General features: G+C 63.9%; 18 protein-coding genes and 3 tRNA genes. 9 read left to right on the forward strand and 12 right to left on the reverse strand.

Annotation, left to right across the window (positions count from 1 at the left end; translation table 11 throughout):
- Nucleotides 1-47 precede the first annotated feature (47 nt).
- Both ACSVDO_RS04485 and ACSVDO_RS04490 read left to right on the forward strand, forming a co-directional pair.
- Nucleotides 48-755, forward strand: coding sequence for a CoA pyrophosphatase (locus ACSVDO_RS04485; RefSeq protein WP_332534043.1), 708 nt, complete (start codon nt 48-50; stop codon nt 753-755).
- Nucleotides 756-815: 60 nt separating this feature from the next.
- Nucleotides 816-1,802, forward strand: coding sequence for a CobD/CbiB family protein (locus tag ACSVDO_RS04490; RefSeq protein ID WP_332534044.1), 987 nt, complete (start codon nt 816-818; stop codon nt 1,800-1,802).
- A 27-nt stretch (nt 1,803-1,829) separates the two neighbouring features.
- Here ACSVDO_RS04490 and rsgA read toward each other — a convergent pair whose 3' ends face one another.
- The 3 genes from rsgA to ACSVDO_RS04505 are packed head-to-tail and all read right to left on the reverse strand — an operon-like array spanning nt 1,830 to nt 4,449.
- On the reverse strand, nt 1,830-2,786 hold the full coding sequence (gene rsgA / locus ACSVDO_RS04495) for a ribosome small subunit-dependent GTPase A (RefSeq protein ID WP_332534045.1): 957 nt from the start codon (nt 2,784-2,786) through the stop codon (nt 1,830-1,832).
- A complete protein-coding gene (locus tag ACSVDO_RS04500; RefSeq protein ID WP_332534046.1) occupies nt 2,783-3,121 on the reverse strand; it encodes a 4a-hydroxytetrahydrobiopterin dehydratase in 339 nt (112 codons plus the stop codon). The genes rsgA and ACSVDO_RS04500 overlap by 4 nt, the downstream gene beginning before the upstream one ends.
- Nucleotides 3,118-4,449 (reverse strand): M48 family metallopeptidase, encoded by a 1,332-nt coding sequence (locus tag ACSVDO_RS04505; protein ID WP_489595096.1) that lies wholly within the window; start codon nt 4,447-4,449, stop codon nt 3,118-3,120. Before ACSVDO_RS04505 ends, ACSVDO_RS04500 begins: the two co-directional genes overlap by 4 nt.
- Nucleotides 4,450-4,479: 30 nt before the next feature.
- Here ACSVDO_RS04505 and orn point away from each other — a divergent pair, with 30 nt between their 5' ends.
- Both orn and ACSVDO_RS04515 read left to right on the forward strand, forming a co-directional pair.
- The gene (orn, locus tag ACSVDO_RS04510; RefSeq protein WP_332534048.1) at nt 4,480-5,073 is read left to right on the forward strand and encodes an oligoribonuclease; all 594 of its coding nucleotides are present in this window, start codon (nt 4,480-4,482) and stop codon (nt 5,071-5,073) included.
- A gap of 292 nt (nt 5,074-5,365) precedes the next feature.
- On the forward strand, nt 5,366-7,426 hold the full coding sequence (locus tag ACSVDO_RS04515) for a DEAD/DEAH box helicase (protein ID WP_489595097.1): 2,061 nt from the start codon (nt 5,366-5,368) through the stop codon (nt 7,424-7,426).
- An 80-nt stretch (nt 7,427-7,506) separates the two neighbouring features.
- Here the strand turns inward: ACSVDO_RS04515 and ACSVDO_RS04520 are convergent, their stop codons facing one another.
- Complete coding sequence (locus tag ACSVDO_RS04520; RefSeq protein ID WP_489595098.1) at nt 7,507-8,739, reverse strand: multidrug effflux MFS transporter; 1,233 nt, start codon at nt 8,737-8,739, stop codon at nt 7,507-7,509.
- 200 nt (nt 8,740-8,939) lie between these two features.
- Here ACSVDO_RS04520 and ACSVDO_RS04525 point away from each other — a divergent pair, with 200 nt between their 5' ends.
- A complete protein-coding gene (locus ACSVDO_RS04525; protein WP_489595100.1) occupies nt 8,940-10,757 on the forward strand; it encodes a methyl-accepting chemotaxis protein in 1,818 nt (605 codons plus the stop codon).
- A 26-nt stretch (nt 10,758-10,783) separates the two neighbouring features.
- Here the strand turns inward: ACSVDO_RS04525 and ACSVDO_RS04530 are convergent, their stop codons facing one another.
- Entirely contained in the window at nt 10,784-11,869 is a 1,086-nt protein-coding gene (locus tag ACSVDO_RS04530) for a ubiquitin carboxyl-terminal hydrolase (RefSeq protein ID WP_489595102.1), read from the reverse strand.
- A gap of 178 nt (nt 11,870-12,047) precedes the next feature.
- A complete protein-coding gene (locus ACSVDO_RS04535; protein WP_332547594.1) occupies nt 12,048-12,833 on the reverse strand; it encodes an IclR family transcriptional regulator in 786 nt (261 codons plus the stop codon).
- A gap of 147 nt (nt 12,834-12,980) precedes the next feature.
- Here ACSVDO_RS04535 and ACSVDO_RS04540 point away from each other — a divergent pair, with 147 nt between their 5' ends.
- Genes ACSVDO_RS04540 through ACSVDO_RS04555 form a run of 4 tightly spaced genes read left to right on the forward strand, consistent with a single transcriptional unit; the run spans nt 12,981 to nt 16,860 of the window.
- Nucleotides 12,981-13,937: an MBL fold metallo-hydrolase gene (locus ACSVDO_RS04540; RefSeq protein WP_332534054.1), complete on the forward strand. Its 957-nt coding sequence runs from the start codon at nt 12,981-12,983 to the stop codon at nt 13,935-13,937.
- Nucleotides 13,938-13,959: 22 nt separating this feature from the next.
- Nucleotides 13,960-15,651, forward strand: coding sequence for an FAD-dependent oxidoreductase (locus ACSVDO_RS04545; RefSeq protein WP_489595104.1), 1,692 nt, complete (start codon nt 13,960-13,962; stop codon nt 15,649-15,651).
- An 11-nt stretch (nt 15,652-15,662) separates the two neighbouring features.
- On the forward strand, nt 15,663-15,857 hold the full coding sequence (locus ACSVDO_RS04550; protein ID WP_332534056.1) for a DUF2783 domain-containing protein: 195 nt from the start codon (nt 15,663-15,665) through the stop codon (nt 15,855-15,857).
- 22 nt (nt 15,858-15,879) lie between these two features.
- Nucleotides 15,880-16,860 (forward strand): Bug family tripartite tricarboxylate transporter substrate binding protein, encoded by a 981-nt coding sequence (locus ACSVDO_RS04555; protein ID WP_489595106.1) that lies wholly within the window; start codon nt 15,880-15,882, stop codon nt 16,858-16,860.
- A gap of 372 nt (nt 16,861-17,232) precedes the next feature.
- Here ACSVDO_RS04555 and ACSVDO_RS04560 read toward each other — a convergent pair whose 3' ends face one another.
- The 6 genes from ACSVDO_RS04560 to ACSVDO_RS04585 all read right to left on the reverse strand — a co-directional run bounded on the left by ACSVDO_RS04560 (nt 17,233) and on the right by ACSVDO_RS04585 (nt 21,333).
- Nucleotides 17,233-18,624 carry a hypothetical protein gene (locus tag ACSVDO_RS04560; RefSeq protein ID WP_489595108.1) on the reverse strand — a complete coding sequence of 464 codons (1,392 nt, stop codon included), beginning with the start codon at nt 18,622-18,624 and terminating at the stop codon, nt 17,233-17,235.
- A 285-nt stretch (nt 18,625-18,909) separates the two neighbouring features.
- Nucleotides 18,910-18,985 (reverse strand) — tRNA-Lys (locus ACSVDO_RS04565).
- Nucleotides 18,986-19,015: 30 nt separating this feature from the next.
- Nucleotides 19,016-19,091 (reverse strand) — tRNA-Lys (locus tag ACSVDO_RS04570).
- A 79-nt stretch (nt 19,092-19,170) separates the two neighbouring features.
- Nucleotides 19,171-19,246, reverse strand: a tRNA-Lys gene (locus ACSVDO_RS04575).
- Nucleotides 19,247-19,314: 68 nt separating this feature from the next.
- Nucleotides 19,315-20,199 (reverse strand): NAD(P)-dependent oxidoreductase, encoded by an 885-nt coding sequence (locus tag ACSVDO_RS04580; RefSeq protein WP_332534059.1) that lies wholly within the window; start codon nt 20,197-20,199, stop codon nt 19,315-19,317.
- Between the two features lie 156 nt (nt 20,200-20,355).
- Nucleotides 20,356-21,333, reverse strand: coding sequence for a GMP reductase (locus ACSVDO_RS04585; protein ID WP_332534060.1), 978 nt, complete (start codon nt 21,331-21,333; stop codon nt 20,356-20,358).
- Between the last annotated feature and the right edge of the window lie 78 nt (nt 21,334-21,411).

The following is a 21,411-nucleotide window of genomic DNA, read 5'->3' on the forward strand; positions in this document are numbered from 1 at the left end:
GCTTTTTTATTTTTGCGGGCGCTCCGCATTTTTTCCGGGACAGGTCTGTGCTCCCTTCTACCTCGGTTTCTCCCCGCCCCAGCCTCCTGGCGCCGGGCTTCGATCCGCGTTCGGTGCCGGTGCTGGCGGTGGACAGCCATCTGCCCGCCGTGCCCGCAAGTGCGCAGACGGCGCAGGCGCTGCGCCACCGCTTCGCGGCGCCGCCGCTGTGGTCGCCCGAGATCGAACGCGAACGCCGCTTGTCCGATCGCGCGCCGGCCGAAGCCGCGGTGCTGATCGCCATCGTGCAGCGCGCCGAGCCCATGGTGCTGCTGACCGAGCGCACGCTCCATCTGTCCGCGCATTCGGGCCAGGTGGCGTTTCCGGGCGGCAAGCGCGACCCCGAGGATGCGGATGCGACCGCCACGGCGCTGCGCGAAGCCCAGGAAGAGGTCGGTCTGGACCCGGCGCTGGTCGAAGTGCTGGGCAATCTGCCGCCCTACGTGACCGGCACCGGCTTTGTCGTGACGCCGGTCGTGGGCCTGGTGCCGGCCGATGCGCGCTACCAGCCCAACCCCTATGAGGTGGCGGACCTGTTCGAGGTGCCGCTGGCCTTCGTGCTCGACCCCGCCAACCACCAGCGCCATGCGCTCGATCGCCCCGAAGGACGGCGCGAATGGTTGTCCATGCCCTACCAGGACGGCGCCGTGCAGCGCTATATCTGGGGCGCCACCGCGGGCATGTTGCGCAACTTCTATCGCTTCATGCAGGCTTGAAAAGCTCCGACCCTGGCGAGTTGAGGTCCACCTGTTGCAGAGGCAAAGTATGATGGCCGCATGAGTTTCTTCGCCATCCTGTTTGCCTTGCTGATCGAGCAGGCCCGCCCGCTGGCCCGCAGCAATGCCGTTCACGCCGGATTGCGCGCCTGGACCGTCTCCGTGCGCCGCAATTTCGATGCAGGCCAGTCGTATCACGGCTGGGTCGCCTGGGGCCTTGCCGTGCTGGCTCCGGCGTTGCTCGCCCTGGGCGTGCACCTGTTGCTGACGTGGCTTGTGGGCTGGCCGCTGGCCCTGGTCTGGAATGTTGCCGTGCTCTACGTGACGCTGGGCTTTCGGCAGTTCAGCCACCATTTCACGCGCATCCGCGATGCGCTCGAAGGGGCCGATGAATTCACCGCGCGCGAAGAACTCGCCCAATGGCAGCAGGTCGACACCACCGAGGTGCCGCGCAGCCAGGTGGTGCGCCATGTGATCGAGTACTCGGTGCTCGCGGCCCACCGCCATGTGTTCGGCGTGCTGTTCTGGTATTCGGCGCTCGCGGCGCTGGGCCTGGGGCCCATGGGGGCGGTGCTGTACCGTTCGGCCGAGTTCGTTTCGCGCTACTGGTCGCGCCAGGGCTTCATGGGCGCCCAGCCCGTGAGCGAGCGCCTGCAAAGCGCGGCGCGCCAGGCCTGGATGTGGATCGACTGGCTGCCCGCGCGCCTCACGGCGCTGAGCTTCGCGGTGGTCGGCAGCTTCGAGGAAGCGATCGACGGCTGGCGCTTCCATGCGCAGCGCTTTCCCAACGACAACGACGGCGTGCTGCTGGCCGCCACGGCGGGTGCGATCAACGTGCGCCTGGGCGGCGAAGCGCTGAAGGCGCGCGAGGATGCATCGCTGATGCCGGGCTTCGATGGCGAGGCCGACTTCGACGACAGCGACTCCACACCGGGCCGCCTGCCCGAGCTGAGCCACCTGCGCAGCGTGGTGGGCCTGGTCTGGCGCTCGGTGGTGGTGTGGCTGCTGCTGCTGGCACTGCTGACGCTGGCGCGCCTGCTGGGCTAGTTCCCCGCGCCCCGAATGGGGCGCTTTTCAATAGCGCCGCTCGGCGCTCAGTTCCTCGAACAGGTCCTGGTAGATCCGGTAGCGGTTGGCGCTGATGTGGTGCGGGCTGTCCTTGGCGTCGACTTCGGCCATCACCGCGCAGCCCGGCTCGTGCAGGTGGGTGCAGTTGTAGAACTTGCAGTCGGCCGCGCGTGCGCCTATGTCGGGCATGCAGCGCGCGAGGTCCATGGGACCGATGTGGTGCAGGCCGAACTCCTGGAATCCCGGCGAGTCGAGCAGCGCGGTCTGGCGCTCCTCGTCGACCCAGTACCAGGTGGTGCTGGTCGTGGTGTGCTTGCCCGAGTTCAAGGCCTGGGAGATTTCACCGGTCTGCGCGCGCGCGCCCGGAATCAGCAGGTTGATCAGCGTGCTCTTGCCCGAGCCCGAGGGGCCCAGCACCAGCGTGGCCTTGCCCTTGAGGTGCTGCATCAGCGCCGCGCGGTCGGTCTCGCTCGATTCGGTCAGCGACAGCGGCAGCACGCCGTAGTTGAGCTGGTCGCTGCCGTGGCGCATGTGGCGGTAGGGCAGCAGCCGTTCCCAGGCGCGCGCGAACGGCTCGACCAGATCGCTCTTGTTGAGCGCGATCAGCGGCGTGATGTGCGAGGCTTCGGCGGCAATCAGCGCGCGCGCGAGCTGGCTTTCGGAAAACACCGGGTCGGCCGCGATCAGGATCAGCACCTGGTCGATGTTGGCCGCAAACGACTTGGTGCGGATCTCGTCCTGGCGGTAGAACAGGTTGCGCCGCGGCAGCACTTTTTCTATCGTGCCTTCGTCGCCCTGGCCCGCGTTGGGCATGATCCAGCGCACATGGTCGCCGACCACGGCCTGGCTCTTCTTGCCGCGCGGGTGACAGATGCGGCGCGAGCCGTCCGGGGCTTCGACCACGCAGTGGCGGCCGTGGCTCGCAACGACCAGGCCTTCGGGGCGGGTGCTGTCCTGCGTCATGCGAGCAAGGCGTCGACGCGGCGCGCGCAATCGAAGTCCGTGGCCGAGACGCCGCCCACGTCATGGGTGTTGAAGCGCACGTGGCAGCGGTTGTATGACACCTTGAGGTCCGGATGGTGGTCCTGCTGGTGGGCGATCAGCGCCACGGCATTGACGAAGGCCATGGTCTCGTAATAGTTCACGAACGAATAGGTCTTCTCGATCGCCACGTCGGCGCCGTCGCCGCTGAGTTGCCAGCCTTCGGTCTGTGCGAGTTGCGAAACCAGTTGCGTGGCGGAGAGTGCGCGGCGTGGCTGGGTGGACCAGTCCTGTTGCTTGAGTGGGGTGGTTGTCATGATGCGTTGGGTGCCAGGGCAGGAGCGGGCGCCGGCAGGCGCGCCAGGCGCTCTATGGCCGGTGGGTGCGAATAGTAGAAAGCGACGTAGGTCGGGTCGGGCGTGAGCGTCGAGGCGTTGTCTTCGTAGAGGGTCAGCAGTGCCGACGCCAGCGCGCCGCCCTCGGCCTGGGCCGCGGCGTAGGCATCGGCCTGGAACTCGTCGCGGCGCGAGAAATAGGACATCAGGGGCGCGAGAAAGAAGCTCAACACCGGCACCACCAGCATGAACAGCAGCAGCGCGACGGCTTCGTTGCCGGCCAGGGCGCTGGCGCCCGAAAGCAGCATGTCGAGGCTGGGGCGCACGCCCAGGCCGGTGTAGAACCAGGGCTGCTGCGACAGCCAGCCGAGCAGGGCCAGCGCGGCCAGGCTCATGGCGAACAGGCCGACCAGGCGCTTGGTGATGTGGCGGTGCTTGAAATGGCCCAGCTCGTGGGCCAGCACGGCTTCGACTTCGTTCGGCGCAAGCTGCTTGAGCAGCGTGTCGTAGAACACCACGCGCTTGGCCGAACCAAAGCCCGTGAAGTAGGCGTTGGCATGGGCCGAGCGGCGGCTGCCGTCCATGACGAACAGGCCCTTGGCCGAAAAGCCGCAGCGCTGCATCAGCGCCGTGACGCGCTGCTGTATGGCCTCGTCCTTGAGCGGCTCGAAGCGGTTGAACAGCGGCGCGATCACGCTGGGGTACAGCCACATCAGCAGCAGATTGAAGCCGGCCCAGACGATCCAGGCCCAGAGCCACCAGAGCGCGCCGCTCGAAGCCATGAGCCAGAGGATCAGTGCGGCCAGCGGCAGGCCGATCACGGCGCCGACCAGCGTCGACTTGACCAGGTCGGCAAGCCAGAGCCTTGGCGTGAGCTTGTTGAAGCCAAAGCGCTGCTCGACGACAAAGGTCTGGTACAGCGACAGCGGCAGGCCGGCCAGGCCAGAGATCAGCGTGAACGCGGCCAGCAGCGCGAGCTGCTGGTGCAGGCCCTGGCCCAGCCACTGCAGCAGTTGTTGGTGCATGGCGTCGAGGCCGCCGAGCAGCGTCCAGGCCAGCAGCAGGGCGGTGGACAGCGCGAGGTCGATCAGACCCACACGCGCCTTGGCCAGCGTGTAATCGGCGGCCTTTTGGTGGGCCGCGAGCGGCACATGCTGGGCAAACGCCGTGGGCACTTGGGCGCGGTGGCGCGCTACATGGCGCACCTGGCGCGACAGCAGCCACAGGCGTGTGAGCAGTTGCAGCACGAGCAGCGCGGCAAAGCCCAGAGTCAACAGCAGCGAAGGTGAAAATGGGGTAGGCGAAAGCATCTGCGGGCAGTGTAGGCGACAATTCGCGCCATGTCCGATGCCCCCATCTCCAACCCTCCCGTGCTTGCGAAATCCGATTTGAATCTCGTCTGGCTAGACTGTGAAATGACCGGCTTGCAGCCCGAGACCGACAGGGTGATCGAAATCGCCGTCGTGGTCACCAATTCCGATCTGTCGATACGCGTCGAAGGCCCGGTCTTCGCCATCCATCAGAGCGATGCGCTGCTCAATGGCATGGATGCCTGGAACAAGGGCACGCATGGCCGCAGCGGCCTGATCGAGCGCGTCAAGGCGTCGGAAGTCGACGAAGCCCAGGCCGAGCGCGAGCTGATCGCGTTCCTGTCGCGCTATGTGCCCAAGGGCAAGGTGCCGCTGTGCGGCAACAGCATAGGTCAGGACCGGCGCTTCCTGGTCAATTACATGCCCAAGCTCGAAGCCTTCTTCCACTACCGCAATGTCGATGTGAGCACTTTCAAGGAACTCGCGCGCCGCTGGAAGCCCGCGGTCTGCGCGTCGTTCAAGAAAGCCCAGCGCCACACCGCATTGGCCGACGTGCACGAGTCTATCGACGAACTGATCCACTACCGCGCGCACTTCCTCGCGCTCGAGCCGCTGGCCGCCTGAGCGCTGTGCCAAGGGTCTTGGCCTTGGCGATTTGAGGGCAATATCCGGCCAGGGCTTGCGCAAAACAAGACAAACATGTCATAATTCGCAGCTTGCCCCTACCCTTTGGGGTAATTTGCGCATCTCCCATCACTCACCGGGCCCCGCTTTTTGATTCGTGCACCTTGCACGACAAAGCAACTTATGCCCAGCCGCCTCATCTTGAGCCGGCCTCGTTTGACGGTTGATGTTTTTTAACCGTCATTGAAGCACCGCAGACATCTGTTCGGTGGCGCTTCATCGTGAGAAACAAATGAACGACAACATTATTGAGCAGGGCGTCGCCGCCTCTGCAGAATCTTCTTTGGACCATTCCATTCTGAATGCAGCGCCTTTCGCTGCCGACGACGCTGCCATCGTTGCAGACGCCGCCTCCATCATTGCCGATTCCGATTCGCTGGAAACCGAAGCTGAGCCAGCTGAAGTCGTCGAGCAGAAGCCCAACGGCTTCGTCGAACTGGGCCTGGCCCCTGAACTGGTTCAGGCCGTTGCCGACCTGGGCTATACCCAGCCTACCGCCGTGCAAGCCAAGGCCATCCCCCTGGCAATGAACAAGGGCGCGAATGCGACCGCCTTTGTCGACCTGATGGTGTCGAGCCAGACCGGTTCGGGCAAGACCGCTGCGTTCCTGCTGCCCGTGCTGCACACGCTGCTCGAGCAGCAAGCCGAAATCGAAGCCGAAGGCCGTGCCGAATTCGAGCGCGCCTGCGCCGAAGCCGCCGCCAATGGCGAACCGGCTCCCAAGCGCAAGCGCAAGGACCCGACCAACCCGCGCAACTTCAAGGCTGCCGCTCCCGGCGCCCTGATCCTGTGCCCCACGCGCGAGCTGGCCCAACAGGTGGCGCATGACGCCATCGAGCTGGTCAAGCATTGCCGCGGCCTGCGCGTTGCCAACGTGGTCGGTGGCATTCCTTACCAACTGCAGATCGCCAAGCTGCAGAACGCCAATCTGGTGGTGGCCACTCCCGGCCGTCTGCTGGACCTGCAGCGTTCCATGCAGATCAAGCTCGACAAGGTGCAATTCCTGGTCGTCGACGAAGCCGACCGCATGCTCGACCTGGGCTTCTCGGACGACCTCGCCGAAGTCAACCAGATGACGGCACAGCGCCAGCAGACCATGATGTTCAGCGCCACGTTCGCGTCGCGCATTCAGCAGCTGGCCATGCGCGTGATGCATGACAACGGCGCCGGCGTCAAGAAGATCCAGATCGACTCGCCGCAGGAAAAGCATTCGAGCATCAAGCAGGTGCTGTTCTGGGCCGACAACGCCCAGCACAAGCGCAAGCTGCTGGACCACTGGCTGCGTGACACCACGATCAACCAGGCCATCGTGTTTGCTTCCACGCAAGTGGAATGCGACGGTCTGGCCACCGATCTGCAGCAGGAAGGCTTCTCGGCCGTTGCTCTGCACGGTGCGCTGAGCCAAGGTCTGCGCAATCGCCGCCTGCAGGCGCTGCGCGGCGGCCAGGTGCAGATCCTGGTGGCTACCGATGTGGCGGCTCGCGGCATCGACGTGCCCACGATCACCCACGTGTTCAACTACGGTCTTCCCATGAAGGCCGAAGATTACACCCACCGTATCGGTCGTACCGGCCGCGCCGGTCGCACGGGTCTGGCTGTGACGTTCGCTGAGTTGCGCGATCGTCGCCGCATCTTCGACATCGAAGCTTTCACCCGCCAGCAGTTCACCGCGGAAGTGGTGCCTGGCATGGAGCCCACACAGCGCGCTCCCCAGGGCGGTCGCCCTGACGGCCGTGGCCGTGGCGGCGAAGGCCGTGACTACTCGCCACGTGGCCGCAGCGGCGGCTTCGGCGGCGGTGGTGGCGGTCGCAGCTTCGGCGGCGGCGGTGGTGGCGATCGTGGCCGCAGCTTCGGCGGCGGTGACCGCGGCGGCTTCGGCGGCGGCGACCGTGGTGGTGATCGCGGCGGCTTCGGCGGCGGCGGTGACCGCGGTGGTTTCGGTGGCGGCGACCGTGGTGGTGATCGTGGCGGCTTCGGCGGCGGCGCTGACCGCGGCGGCTTCGGTGGCAACGACCGCGGCGCGGGCTTTGCTCCCCGCGGCGGCGCACCCCGTGACGACCGTGGCTTCGGCGGCGCTCCACGCCGTGACGGCGAAGGCTTTGCTCCGCGCAAGCCCGCATTTGCCGACAACCGTGGTGGTGATCGCGGCGGCTTCGGCGGCGGCGACCGTGCTCCCGCACGTGAATACGGTGCGCGTCCAGCCTTCGCTGGCAAGCCCGCAGGCGGCCCTGGCGGCAAGCCTTCGTTCACGCCCCATGACGCCCGCAAGCGTCCCGCACGCCCAGCCCGCTGATCTTCAGCGCTGAGCATGCAAAAAAACCGGCCTCAGGGCCGGTTTTTTTATGGGCGATGCGTGGTTGCCGCTGCCCGTGCTCAGTCCTCGGCGCTGCGCCGCCCGATATCGGGCCAGCGCCAGTGCAGGTAGATCCAGGCGCCCAGGCCGATCAGCATCAGCGACATCGAAGACACCGCCAGCCCCAGGGTGGAGTGCATGACCAGGGGCGCGAGCAGGCCGGCAACCAGGCCGTTGGCGGCCGAGCCTATGAAGGCCTGCAGCGATGAAGCCATGCCGCGGCGCTCGGGGTACAGGTCCAGCACCAGCAGCGTGACGACCGGCACCATCAGCGCCCAGCCCAGCGAGAACAGCGCGATCGGCAGCATGGCCCAGCTCGCGTGCATCGGCAGCAGCACGGTGGCGATCACGTTGAGCACCGACATCAGCAGCATGATCACGAAGCCGTGGCGGATCTGGCGCTTGGGCGGAATGCGGCCCGCGAGCCGGCCACTGAGCCAGGCGCCGGTCATGATGCCCGAGATGATCAGCAGGAACAGCCAGAAGAATTCGGTCGGCCCCAGCCCCAGGTGGTCGCCGAGAAACGCGGGCGCGGCCATCACGTAGAGGAACATGCCGTTGAACGGCACGCCGCTGGCCAATGCGAGCAGCAGAAAGCGCGGGCTGGTGCCGAGCTTCCAGTAGCCGCGCATCAGGTGGCGGGTGTTGAACGGCTGGCGCAATTCAGCATGCAGGGTTTCGGGCAGCAGCCGGAAATTGATGCTCCACAGCAGCACGCCGATCAGCGTCAGGAACCAGAAGATGCTGTGCCAGCCCGCGAGCACCAGCAGCCAGCCGCCCGCAATCGGGGCGATGGCCGGTGCGGCGCCGAAGAACAGCGTCACCTGGCTCATGACCTTCTGCGCTTCCGAAGGCGGGTACATGTCGCGTATCACCGCCCGCGAGACCACGATGCCCGCTCCCGTCGACAGCCCCTGCAGCGCGCGAAAGAACACCAGCTGGCCGATGTTCTGCGACAGCGCGCAGCCCGCCGAAGCCAGCGTGAACACCGCCAGGCCCCAGAGCACGACCGGGCGGCGCCCGAAGCTGTCGGCCAGGGCGCCATGGAACAGGTTCATGAACGCAAAGCCGAACAGATAGGCCGACAGCGTCTGCTGCATCTGTACCGGCGTCGCGCCCAGCGCCTGGGCAATGCCCGAAAAGGCGGGCAGGTAGGTGTCTATGGAGAACGGCCCGAGCATGCCCAGCAGGGCCAGCAATATGGACAGGGTCCAGCGCGGGCCGCGCCAGAGTTGTTGGGCTTGAGGGTGCATGGGTGAGGCTAAGGGGGAGGGCTGGTGCACCGGGCTGGTGCGCAGGACGATTGTGCCGTGCAATGCGCAAGTGCGCAGCGCGCCGAGTCTGGGCCGCGGGTGTTGCACCCGGGTGACAGGAAAAACCCCAGGCGCTGAATGTCACATTCTGCGAGGAAGACAGATGTGACAATCTGCCGCAATTGTTAATAGGATTTTCCATGTCGCTTTCCCTTCGGGCCCGTCTTATCGCGCTGAGCATTGCCGTTGTCACAGTGGCCATGCTGGCGCTTGCCGCGGCCAATTTCCTGACCGTGCAGCGCCATGTCCGGTCCACCGTCGATGCCGAGAGCCGGCAACTGGTGGCCGCGCAGGCGCGTGCGCTCGGCGATTGGGTGGAGACCAAGCGGCTGCTGACCCATACGCTGACGTTGGCCATAGACCAGCCGGACCCGCGTGGCGTGGTCCAGGCGCTGCGCGACGGCGGCGGCTTCTCCGATGCCTATGTCGGCTTTTCCGACAAGCGCATGATTTTTCTCAACCCCATGCCCGACAGCTACGACGTCACATCGCGGCCTTGGTACCAGCAGGCAGTCAAGGAAGGCAAGCCCATCCTGACCACGCCTTATCTGTTTACCTCGCCGCCTGAAGTCGGCGTGACGTTTGCCGAGCCGGTCGGCCCCGCAGGCAATCCCACGGCTGTCGTCGGCACCGATGTGCTGCTGACCACCGTGGTGCGCAACGTCGCGGCCATACGGCCCACGCCCGACAGCTTTGCCTTCCTGGCGAATGGCGCCGGAGCGATCGTGACCCACCCCGACACTGCCTTGACGCTCAAGCCCGTCTCCGAGCTGTCGCCCAACCTCCAGCCTGCGACCCTGGGTGAACTCGCGCAGGCGGGCAGCGGCATGCGCGCCGAAATCAAGGGTGTCGACTACCTGCTCTATGGCAGCCCCGTTCCCGGCACCGACTGGCAGCTGGTGATTGCCGTGCACCGCGCCCAGGCCCTCGCTTCCATCGATACCCTGCTCAAGGTGTCGGCGCTCACGGTGGTGGTCTCGCTGGCGCTGGCCATCGTGGTGCTGGGTGCGGTGATCGCACGTTCGCTGCGCCGCCTGGCGCTGGTGCGCGACGCGCTCGACGACATCGCTTCGGGCGAGGGCGACCTGACGCGCCGCCTGTCCACGCATGGCCATGACGAGCTCACGCAGATTTCGCGCGCGTTCAACCAGTTCGTCGACAAGATCGCAGCCGTGCTGCTGCGCATCCGCGAGTCGTCCGAGGCCGTGCGCCTGGCATCCACCGAGATCGCCAGCGGCAACCAGAACCTGTCGAGCCGCACCGAGCAGCAGGCCAGCTCACTGGAAGAGACCGCGGCCGCGATGGAGCAGCTCACGGCCACGGTGCAGCAGAATGCCGAGAACGCGCGCCAGGCCAATCAGCTGGCCGTGGGGGCGTCGGAAGTCGCTTCGCACGGCGGAACGGTGGTCGCCCAGGTAGTGCAGACCATGGGCGGCATCGAGACCTCGTCGCGCAAGATAGCCGACATCATCGGCGTGATCGACGGCATTGCCTTCCAGACCAATATCCTCGCGCTCAACGCGGCCGTCGAAGCGGCGCGCGCGGGCGAGCAGGGGCGCGGCTTTGCCGTCGTGGCCAGCGAAGTGCGCACGCTGGCGCAGCGCAGCGCCACGGCAGCCAAGGAGATCAAGGACCTGATCGGTGAATCCGTGCAGCAGGTCAACGCCGGCAGCCGCCTGGTGCATGACGCGGGCACGACCATGGAAAAAGTGGTCGACAGCGTGCGCCGCGTCACGGCCATCGTCAACGAGATCAGCCATGCCAGCCAGGAACAGAGCACGGGCATCGTCGAGGTCAACACGGCCGTGAGCCATATGGACCAGTCGACGCAGCAGAACGCGGCCCTGGTCGAGGAGGCGACGGCGGCCGCGCAGTCGCTGCAGCAGCAGGCCGCGCAGCTCGCCGATGCGGTTGCGGGCTTCAAGCTCGACAACGCGGTGCGGCGCCTGCCGCGCTGAAGCCGGAGCTGGGCGGCAAATGCTGCTCAGGAGGCGTCGGCGGCAGGGCTCGAGGAAGCCGTTTCGATGTGGGTGATGGCGAAGTTGATGAACCGCACCTGTTCCAGCGCGGGCATCTGGCTCAAGGCCGTTACCTGATCGTCGTCATACCGGACCCACTGCGCATCCTTGGCATAGACCACGCAGTGGCCAGACTGGTGCGTGCCGCGGAACTCGATGACCTCGCGGGGTTCCAGCGTCAAGATGGTCGTGAGATTGCCTTCGGTGGCATGCAGTCGCACAGGCTGGTTGAAATCGAAGTTCCGGTTGCTGAGCAGGTGCCGGCCCTGCGCATCGTGCATGGCGTTTTCCAGGCGCACGGTCAGGTGCGGCCGGGGCCGCTGCAGCAGCAGCTGCCAGTCCGCGGCCGGGGTACGGTCCAGCACCGCCTGCAGCGTGTCGTCCGGGCTTGCAGGCTGCAAAATGGTCCAGTATTGGCCTTCGCTGCGCAGCGTGTCGAGGCCGCCGTGCAGCGTGATCTCGCTGGCGTAAAGCGCATGCAGTTGGAAGGACTGCGACAGCTTCGTCAGAAACTCGTCCGTATCCTGCTGCCGGCCCACGATGGGGAAGTCCAGCGCATTGTCGGCGTTGATCGCCGAGAAGGCGGGAAGCTGCTGCACTGCGGCAAGTAAGTCCGACAGCTGCTGGCGCGTGGGCCCGGTTTCGGAGCAGGTATCGGCAATCAGTTGCATGAAGCCTTGTGCGGCCTCGCGCTGCTGCGCGTCGCCATCGGCCGCAAAGGCTCGCAGGTGCTGCGTCAGGCGCTGCGGGCCTATCGAGTGAATCAGGAACTTCAATGCGGCATTGGCGTAGCAGGTGCTGCCCAGGTTGTCGAAGCCTGCCATGGCACGCAGGCCTTGTTCGGGAGGCTGCATGCTTGAAGCGCTGATGCTGGCAGGGGTGCGCGCCGGCGTATCCGCGGCGGCGGTCAGTGTCGCCGCCCGGGCAGTCAGGATGGTCTGCGCTCTGGCTGGAAAGTTCTCAAATGACCCGTCTGCTTCACCGCCGCAGGCGGCAAGCATCAATGCAGCACCGAGCACGCAAAGGTGGCGGATGAATGGCGGGTGGATCATGGCGTCTTCCTTCTTGGCAAACAATGGATGCAAGGTAAGTTCCACAATCAATCGATAGGTTCCAGCTATCGCTATTATTTCTCAATAATTGCTTTGTTGCCACAGGCCGCGAGGTTCTGTCGCGCGCAAGGATACGGCCGCCGACGACAGCGCGCTGGCTGAACGCCAGTCTCAACGTCTATTTGTTCCGGACCCTGTGCCCGAGCCGCGCTCCTGCTTCATGTGCCGCCAGCTGCAGCGCCTTGGGCATAGGAGCATCCCAGTCTGGCGTCAATTCCTCCTCGTGTCCGATCAGGGTCAGCACCGCGACCACGTCGCCATCGGCATTGAACACGGGAGCGCTGTAGGCATTGATGCCGGGTAGTGGGCGACCTATGGTACGTGTCATGCCTTGTGCCTGTACCTCTGCGGTGGCGGCTTTCAGTTCTTTGGCGATGCGCGCAGCCGAACTGTGCGCAGCCTCATTGAGAGGGCCTTGCAAGGCTTGTTCGACACGGTCTTTGGGCAAGGTTGCAGCAAAGGCGCGTCCGGTAGCGGTGCCGAGAATGGACAGCACGTTGCCAGGCCGCAGTGCGATGTACAGCGGGCGCCGGGCCTCCAGCAAACGTACGGCCGTCGGGCCGAAGTTGCCCCAGACCGCAATCGCCACCGCCTGTCCTGTGTCGGCCGCCAGGGCTTCGGCCGCGGCATTCACCGGTTTCATCGGGTCGAGTTGGTACAGATAGGTCAGACCGAGCTGCAATGCGGCCGGTCCCAGCGCATATGCGCCGCTGCCTTGCAATTGCTCGATCAAACCCAGCTTGCCAAAACTCACCAGATAAGGATGGGCGCGCGAGGGGGGTAAATCCGCCGCCGCAGCCAGATCCTTGAGGGCCATTGGCGCCGGGCTGTTGGCCAGTGCCATCAGCAGCCGTCCACCCACTTCGACAGATTGCACGGCACGTTGTTCGCGAGGAATGGGCATAGGGAGTCAGGTTTCCATGTTTGTTATTTGGTAAGCAGTTTGCCATGGTCGAATTTGCTATGCATAATGCGGGGGAAATTTGTTATCAGCAAATTTATTTGCTGAGTTGTCAGACCTGCGAGCCGTTGCATATCCGGAGACCCCACCATGAGCCAACCTAAAGCCTTCGCCTCTCAAGCCGATCTGGAGGAGAAGAAAGTCAGCTTCACCAAGCTGTCCGAAAACGCCTACGCCTACACCGCCGAGGGCGACCCGAACACCGGCATCATCATTGGCGACGACGCAGTGATGGTCATCGACACCCAGGCCACGCCGGTGATGGCGCAAGACGTGATCCGTCGCATCCGTGAAGTGACAGACCTGCCCATCAAGTACGTGGTGATGAGCCACTACCACGCGGTGCGCGTGCTGGGCGCGAGTGCCTACCAGCCCGAGCAGATCATCGCCAGCCAGGACACCTATGACCTGATCGTGGAGCGCGGTGCGCATGACATGAAAAGCGAGATCGAGCGTTTTCCACGGCTGTTCCGCGCCGTCGAAACCATTCCCGGTCTGACCTGGCCCAGCATCACCTTCGAGGGCCGCATGACGCTGTGGCTGGGCAAGCTGGAAGTGCAGCTGATCCAGTTGGGCCGCGGCCACACCAAGGGCGACACCGTGGTCTGGCTGCCGCAGCAGAAGATACTGTTCAGCGGTGACCTGGTCGAGTTCGATGCCACGCCGTACGCGGGCGACGCCTACTTCAAGGACTGGCCGCAAACGCTGGACAACATCGCGGCCCTGCAGCCCGTCGCCCTGGTGCCCGGCCGCGGCGCCGCGCTGACCACGCCCGAGATGGTGCAAGCCGGCCTGGCCGGGACCAAGTCCTTTGTGCAAGACCTGTATGCCAATGTCCAGGCCGGTGCCGCCGCCGGCAATGACCTCAACCGCATCTACAAGGACACGCACGCCGCCCTCAAGCCCAAATATGGACATTGGGTGATCTACGACCACTGCTTGCCATTTGACGTGACTCGGGCCCTGGACGAGGCGACGCAGCATCCCGATCCGCGTATCTGGACTGCCGAGCGCGACAAGGCCATGTGGGAATCGCTGGAAGCCTGAGTCCGCGCCGGAGGAGACAAAAATGCAGAACCAAAAAAACTTGCAGACGGACTCAGTGGCGGACTACCAGAAGCTGGTGTTTCCGTACCGGCGCACGCCCGACCAGGATGTGACGCCGCCGGCGCGGCACCCGGTGGTGGTGGTCGGCGCCGGCCCGGTGGGCCTGGCCCTGGCGATCGATCTGGCGCAGCAGAATATTCCCGTGGTGCTGTTGGACAACGACGATCGCTTGTCCAGCGGTTCGCGGGCGATCTGCTTTGCCAAACGCACCTTGGAGATTTTTGAACGCCTGGGCTGCGGCCAGCGCATGCTCGACAAGGGCGTGTCATGGAATGTCGGCAAGGTGTTTTTCCGCCAGCAGCAGGTCTACAGCTTCGACCTGCTGCCCGAGGCGGGACATCAGTTTCCGGCCTTTATCAATCTGCAGCAGTATTACGTCGAAGGCTATTTGGCCGAGCGTGCGGCAGAATTGCCGTTGATCGATATCCGCTGGAAGAGTGCCGTCAGCGGTTTGGAGCAGCACGCCGACTTTGCCCGTCTCACCGTCACGACGCCCGATGGCCCGTACCAGCTGGACGCCCAATATGTGGCCGCCTGCGACGGTTCGCGTTCGGCGCTGCGCCAGCTGGTCGGCCAGGAAAGCCATGGCCGCACCTTCAAAGACCGCTTCCTGATTGCCGACATCAAGCTCAAGTCCGGGCATTCGGGCATCGATCTGGCGGCCGAGCGCTGGTTCTGGTTCGATCCGGAATTCCACCCCAACCAGAGCGTGCTGCTGCACATGCAACCTGACGGCGTGTGGCGCATCGACTTCCAATTGGGCTGGGATGCCAACCCGGAAGAAGAAAAAAAGCCGGAAAACATCATCCCCCGCGTCAAGGCCTTGCTGGGCCCGGAGGCACAGTTCGAGCTGGAGTGGGCCAGCGTCTATACCTTCTCCTGCCTGCGCATGGACAGCTTTCGCCATGGCCGGGTGCTGTTCGCGGGTGACTCGGCGCACGGCGTCTCGCCCTTCGGCGCGCGCGGTGCCAACTCGGGAGTGCAGGATGCCGAGAATCTGGCCTGGAAGCTGGCCGCGGTGCTGCAGGGCCGGGCCGGGCAGGCCCTGCTCAACAGTTATGGCGGGGAGCGCGAATACGCTGCGGACGAGAACATCCGCAATTCCAGCCGTGCGACCGACTTCATCACTCCCAAAAGCGCCATCAGCCGTCTGTTCCGCGACGCAGTGCTGGAGCTGGCCAAGGACCATGCGTTTGCCCGCACCATCGTCAACAGCGGCCGGCTTTCGGTGCCCGCGACGTTGCACCAGTCGCCGCTGAATACGCTGCAAGCCGATGATTTCAGTGGAAGCATGGTGCCCGGTGCTGCAGCCGCGGATGCGCCGGTGCTGTGGCGGGGCCAGGCCGATTGGCTGCTGCGCCATCTGTCCACAGGCTGCTTTACCGCGCTGGTGTTTGGCGCGGTGGACAGCGCGCTGGACTGGTTGCCCGATCCCGGTCTGACACCGCTGCGGGTGCTGCACATCGCGCCAGCGCAAGGAGAAGCAGGCGCCGAGACCCTGGTCGATAGGGATGGCCTGGCGGCACTGCGCTACGACGCCCAGCCCGGCACCGTGGTGTTGCTGCGCCCCGACCAGCATGTATGCGCCCGCTGGCGGGCTCCCACGGTCGCCAACGTACACCAGGCGCTGGAACGCGCCCTGGCTCTTGCTTGATGGACGCACTTATGCAACTCAATACTGAACCCAATCTGCAAGCGCCCGACGATTTCTACGAGGCGCTGATTGATGCCCACCATGATCTCAGCAACGAGGCCAGCCAGGCACTGAATGCCCGACTGGTTCTGCTGCTGGCCAACCACATCGGGACAACCAGCGTGTTGAAGCAGGCGCTGGACGCAGCCCGTGCCAGTGCAATTTAAAAAACTAAACGGAGACAAAATCATGGCTAAAAATAATCTCTTGCGTGCGCTGGGCGCCGCGCTGCTGGCACCGATCATGGCGTTGGGCTCCCCGGGCGCGTCGGCTCAGGACAGCAAGCCCATAGAGTGGGTCGTCGGCTACGCGCCCGGGGGCGGCTCGGACGTAGTGGCGCGATCCCTGGCGGAGGCCATGGGAAAGACCCTGGGCCAAACCATCATCGTCGCCAACAAACCCGGTGCGGCGACCAACATCGCTGCCGACTATGCCGCCAAGGCACGGGATGTGGAGCACACGGTTTTGTCCGCCGACTTTGCTACCCTGGCTGCCAATCCGGCCTTGTTCAGCAAGCTGGCGTACAACGCCGAGCGCGACTTCGCTGCGGTAGGGCTGCTGGCACGCTTCCCCTTGATTCTGGTGGTGGCACCGAGTACTCCTGCCCGTAACTGGAAGGAGTTCCTGGCTTGGGCCAAGGCGAACGCCGACGGCACTAGCTACGCGTCGGCGGGCATAGGCAGTCCCCACCATCTGGCGGCCGAATTGCTGCGCGAACGCACCGGGCTCAAGTTCTCACATGTGGCCTACCGGGGTGCGGCGCCCGCCGTGCAGGACCTGATGGGGGGCCAGGTGCCGTTCATGTTCGTGGATTCCGCCAGCGGCTACCAGTTCATCGCGTCAGGCAAGCTCAAGGCCATCGGTGTCGCCAGCCCGGAACGTATGAAGACCATGGCCGAAATCCCGACCCTGGCTGAACAGGGCCTGACGGGTTTCGAAGCCTGGGCCTGGCAAGGGCTGGTGCTGCCGGCAGCGGCAAAACCGGAAACCGTTGCCCGCTTGAGCGCAGCCTTGCAGACGGCTTTTGCAAGCACCGAGATCAAGGCCCGATTCCAGGCGATAGGGGTGGAGGCCATGCCTGGCACGCCCGCACAGATGGCTGCCTACGTCAAAGCCGAACGTGAACGCTGGGGTCGCCTGATCCGCGACAACGGCATCAAATTGGATTGATGCAGGAGCCTGCAAGCGCACTTCCCAGCCCCTTCTTTGCAGTACCAAGGCGCAGGGGCGCGAGCAGGCCCGCAACCAGGCGGTTGGCGGCCTGGCCTATGAAGGCCTGCAGCGAAGTGGCCAGGCCGCGGCGTTCGGGGGGGAGGCCGAACACCGGCAGCGTGACGAGCGGCACCCTCAGCGCCCAGCTCGCTTGCACCGGCGGCAGCACGCCGATCAGCGTCAGGAATCAGGAGATGCAGTGTGAACAAAAAGCCCGCTGCGTATGAAGCGGGCTTTGCGATAGGGCATTGGCGGGTGAAGACCCATGCTTTCGCTCATTCTTTCAGCAAGAACTCCTGCGGCAATGCATTTATTTTTCGTTGAAAATCATCAATTCGATTCCATTTTCACCACGGAAAAACTGATCAATTCAGGATAATTATTCTCCTGGATTTCAATGCCATCTGCGACGCTCCAGTCGTTGTGAAGCGAAAAACCTTTTCCATCATATTTCAGATAAGAAACGTAATGCGTCACTCCGGGCTGGCTGCTTTTGGGGAAGACAATGGCTTTCGCCTTGAGCGTGGCAGTGAATTTTTTCCCGCTGATCCTATTGACCACGGGAATCGTCACAGTGTCATTGAAATTCAGCTGATCTGTTTTCGATCCAACGCCAGGACCCACCATGAAATTCACGGTTTGCACGGCCTTTTCATCTGACGTCTGGAATTGATATCGCTGGGTAGACGAGGCGTCTGTTTTCCTGGAGTAAGTGTTGACAAGGGCTTGCAAGTCCATGTCGTCTGCATCTGGCAGGAGAATGTGCAGAATGTCGCTTTGCTGCTCGACTTTCTTGCTTCCATCAGCCCTTATGGACTCTCTGGTCAACGACAAGTCACCATTATTGATTTTTTCGATCTCAAATAATCTGTGCATTGCGTCGTAAAAGTAGGAGGTGCCCTGTGCTGTCCCTATGATTTTTCCCAGATAGAAATGATTTGTTTTGTCTAGAGTGGTGAAAAAGCTTTTCATCACACCCGCAGTTGATTGTTGGGGTGTGTGCGCCGTTCTTATCAGGTTGACAAATTCCTGCAGGGATTCCATTTTTTCCGGAGGGAAGCTCGCCGAAATATTTTCCAGATGGGAAATCATCGCCGCGGGCCCAATGGAGTGAATGAGTAGTTTGAGCGCGGCATTGGCGTAGCAGGTTTGGCCCAGGTTGGCAAAGCCAATCATTTTCTTGCCGGAAAAGTCATCTGCGGGCGCAGGACCGCTGCCGGCCGCTTGATTCGAGCTTGTCGGTGTCAGGGCGGAGGCGGGCGACGATGGAGCGATGGCAGCGACGCTGGGAATTGCCGGGATGGAGATGGCAGGAATGGCGGGAATGGGTGGGGTGAAGGGGCTTGCCGGTGTGGGGATTGCAGCGACGGTCGGGATGGGTGGAGTGCGGATGGCAGTCACGCGGGCGGGTGCAATCTGCGCAGCGGAAAGAGGTGCGTATGCGGCGGGTGCAGCGACGGGCGTCTGCGCAGTCTTGCCTGCCGGTACGGGAGCTTCGGTGGCCATGGGCTCCCTGGTGATGACCGGTGCAGCCGAGAAGATCTCCAGGTGCGGCGCCGGAGGTTCTGCAGCCTGCGCAGCAACGGCGGCCGCAGACTCCGGCGCAGCGATGAGGTGGGCCTCGAGTGTGGGATCGTAAAGCTCGGAATCCCCGCCGCAGCCCAGCAACATGACCGCTGCAGCGACGCTTGCGCACAGCGCATTCCATTTTCCATACAACATGATTCAGTTCCCTTTTGTTCGGGTGGCAGTGCATGTTTCGGTGGAAAACCTTATGCACTCCAACTAATTGAAATCATAAATCAATAGTCTTTGACTATTTTGTAGGTTGATGCCGCGCCGTTCAAAGGGGCGGAGTCTGCTGTCGCGTGGGCGGGGGATGCGTCTGGCGATGCGCTTGGGGTCGGGAGCCATGTCGATGTCGCTGCGCGTGCAGCAGCAGGCTGCGCCGGCCATGGTGTGGTGCCAAAACAAAAAGCCCACTTCTTGCGAAGTGGGCTTTTGAATTGGTGGGTCCTGAGTGATTCGAACACTCGACCTACGGATTAAGAGTCCGCTGCTCTACCAGCTGAGCTAAGAACCCAATTATTTTGTTGAACCACTGAATTGAAAGTGGTGGGTCCTGAGTGATTCGAACACTCGACCTACGGATTAAGAGTCCGCTGCTCTACCAGCTGAGCTAAGAACCCATCTTGAAGGAACAAGGCCCAATGGCCTCGAACTTCCAAAACGTTGTGCAGTGATCTTTCGACCAAGGCGCTGAAAAAGTGGTGGGTCCTGAGTGATTCGAACACTCGACCTACGGATTAAGAGTCCGCTGCTCTACCAGCTGAGCTAAGAACCCACTTTTCCCTTGCGTTTGCAAGCGAGAGCTGGATTATGCACTATTTTTTTCACGCCTGCAGAAAAAAATCAGCCCATGGCGTTGCGGCTGGCCAGTTCGACAAACAGCCCGCTGTGGTCCAGGTCGCCCAGGCCATGGGCAACGCTGTCGGCGTACAGCTGCTCGAACAGCCCGGTGATCGGTGCATCGAAGCCGATTTCCGCGGCCGTGGCCAGCGCATTGCGCAGGTCCTTGAGCTGCACCGTCATGCGCCCGCGCGGCGCGAAGTCGCGCTCGAGCATGCGCTGGCCGTGCAGCTGCAGGATGCGGCTGTCGGCAAAGCCGCCGCCTATCGCTTCGCGCACCTTGGCCATGTCTGCGCCGCCTTTGGCAGCGAGCAGCAGTGCTTCGGCAACCGCGCCTATGGTGATGCCGACAATCATCTGATTGGCGAGCTTGGCCAGCTGGCCAGCGCCGTGCGGTCCTACATGGGTCGCGCGTCCCAAGGCGCTGAAAACCACGCGTGCGCGTTCAAAGTCGGCAGGCCTGCCGCCGGCCATGATGGCCAGCGTGCCGGCCTCGGCGCCCACGGTGCCGCCAGACACCGGAGCGTCGAGATGGGCGATGCCGCGTTCGCCCAGGCGCGCCGCATGGTCGCGGGCTTCGCTGGGCTGGATCGATGCCATGTCGATGAACAGGCTGGCGTCACGCATGGCGGCCGCCGCGCCCTGGCTGAACAGCACGTCTTCGACCACCGGTCCGTTCTCGAGCAGGCTGATGGCGATATCGGCGCCCGCCACGGCCTGTGCCGCCGTGTCGTGGACTTGCGCACCGTCATCGGCCAGCGGCTGGGCGCGGGCGCGGGTGCGGTTCCAGGCATGGACTTCGTGGCCGGCCTGGCACAGACGGCGGGCCATGGGCAGACCCATCATGCCGGTGCCCAGTACAGCAATCTTCAACGGGTGAGGGTGCATGTCTTCAAACATCCTTGACGAAGTGCGGCGGGTACCCGCGAATTCATCGTGTGCACCGCAATGGAAAAAGCCCGGGGCATGCAATGCCCCGGGCCTCTATCATCACCGCGATCGGCGCGCCAAGCTGTCACTGAGCTTGCAGCGCCGCGGCGGGCTTCACATCAGCAGATGTTCGCCCGCGTTGTCGCCGCCCAGCGTCACATAGTTGACCTTGCGGATGTCCATGAGCTTCTTGCCGCCCGAGTAGCTGATCGAGCTCTGGATGTCCTGCTCCATCTCGATCAGCGTGCTGGCCAGCGTGCCCTTGACGGGTTCGAGGATGCGCTTGCCTTCGACATGCTTGTACTCGCCCTTGTTGAAGTCCGAGGCCGAACCGTAGTACTCCTTGAACTTCTCGCCATCGACCTCGACGGTGTTGCCCGGCGATTCCTCGTGGCCCGCGAACAGCGAGCCGATCATGACCATGCTGGCGCCAAAGCGTATGCTCTTGGCGATGTCGCCGTGGCTGCGAATGCCCCCGTCGGCAATGATTGGCTTGGTCGCGACGCGCGCGCACCACTTGAGCGCCGACAGCTGCCAGCCGCCCGTGCCGAAGCCGGTCTTGAGCTTGGTGATGCAGACCTTGCCCGGGCCTATGCCGACCTTGGTCGCGTCCGCGCCCCAGCTTTCGAGTTCGATCACGGCTTCGGGCGTGCCGACGTTGCCGGCGATCACGAAGGCCTGCGGCAGCTTGAGCTTGAGGTAGGCGATCATGTTCTTCACGCTGTCGGCATGGCCGTGGGCGATGTCGATGGTGATGTACTCGGGCACCAGTCCCAGTTCGACGAAACGGTCGACCGTGGCGTAGTCGGGTTGCTTGACGCCCAGCGAGATCGACGCAAAGCAGCCCTTGGCGTGCATGTCCTGCACGAACTGCACGTTGTCGAGGTCAAAGCGGTGCATCACATAGAAGTAGCCGTTCTGCGCCAGCCAGGTGCAGATAGCCTCGTCGACGACGGTCTTCATGTTGGCCGGCACGGCCGGGATGCGGAACGACCGACTGCCCAGCGTCACGCTGGCATCACATTCCGAACGGCTTTCCACACAGCACTTGCGGGGCAGCAGAAGAATGTTGTCGTAGTCGAAGATTTCCATGAATTTCCAAGCTCCATAAAGGGTCGCCGCGGAACAATTTCCGTGGCGATGGGGCGCTTGGCCTGGAGACCGGTTTGC

The organism is Comamonas sp. DB36, from assembly GCF_057914905.1.

Coding starts and splice junctions, on each gene's coding strand:
- ACSVDO_RS04520 (WP_489595098.1), bottom strand. CDS start 8,739: ATGCACCCTCAAGCCCAACAACTCTGGCGCGGCCCGCGCTGGACCCTG.
- ACSVDO_RS04515 (WP_489595097.1), top strand. CDS start 5,366: ATGAACGACAACATTATTGAGCAGGGCGTCGCCGCCTCTGCAGAATCT.
- ACSVDO_RS04585 (WP_332534060.1), bottom strand. CDS start 21,333: ATGGAAATCTTCGACTACGACAACATTCTTCTGCTGCCCCGCAAGTGC.
- ACSVDO_RS04555 (WP_489595106.1), top strand. CDS start 15,880: ATGGCTAAAAATAATCTCTTGCGTGCGCTGGGCGCCGCGCTGCTGGCA.
- rsgA (WP_332534045.1), bottom strand. CDS start 2,786: ATGACGCAGGACAGCACCCGCCCCGAAGGCCTGGTCGTTGCGAGCCAC.
- ACSVDO_RS04545 (WP_489595104.1), top strand. CDS start 13,960: ATGCAGAACCAAAAAAACTTGCAGACGGACTCAGTGGCGGACTACCAG.
- ACSVDO_RS04525 (WP_489595100.1), top strand. CDS start 8,940: ATGTCGCTTTCCCTTCGGGCCCGTCTTATCGCGCTGAGCATTGCCGTT.
- ACSVDO_RS04500 (WP_332534046.1), bottom strand. CDS start 3,121: ATGACAACCACCCCACTCAAGCAACAGGACTGGTCCACCCAGCCACGC.
- ACSVDO_RS04535 (WP_332547594.1), bottom strand. CDS start 12,833: ATGCCCATTCCTCGCGAACAACGTGCCGTGCAATCTGTCGAAGTGGGT.
- orn (WP_332534048.1), top strand. CDS start 4,480: ATGTCCGATGCCCCCATCTCCAACCCTCCCGTGCTTGCGAAATCCGAT.
- ACSVDO_RS04505 (WP_489595096.1), bottom strand. CDS start 4,449: ATGCTTTCGCCTACCCCATTTTCACCTTCGCTGCTGTTGACTCTGGGC.
- ACSVDO_RS04540 (WP_332534054.1), top strand. CDS start 12,981: ATGAGCCAACCTAAAGCCTTCGCCTCTCAAGCCGATCTGGAGGAGAAG.
- ACSVDO_RS04530 (WP_489595102.1), bottom strand. CDS start 11,869: ATGATCCACCCGCCATTCATCCGCCACCTTTGCGTGCTCGGTGCTGCA.
- ACSVDO_RS04550 (WP_332534056.1), top strand. CDS start 15,663: ATGCAACTCAATACTGAACCCAATCTGCAAGCGCCCGACGATTTCTAC.
- ACSVDO_RS04580 (WP_332534059.1), bottom strand. CDS start 20,199: ATGCACCCTCACCCGTTGAAGATTGCTGTACTGGGCACCGGCATGATG.
- ACSVDO_RS04560 (WP_489595108.1), bottom strand. CDS start 18,624: ATGTTGTATGGAAAATGGAATGCGCTGTGCGCAAGCGTCGCTGCAGCG.
- ACSVDO_RS04490 (WP_332534044.1), top strand. CDS start 816: ATGAGTTTCTTCGCCATCCTGTTTGCCTTGCTGATCGAGCAGGCCCGC.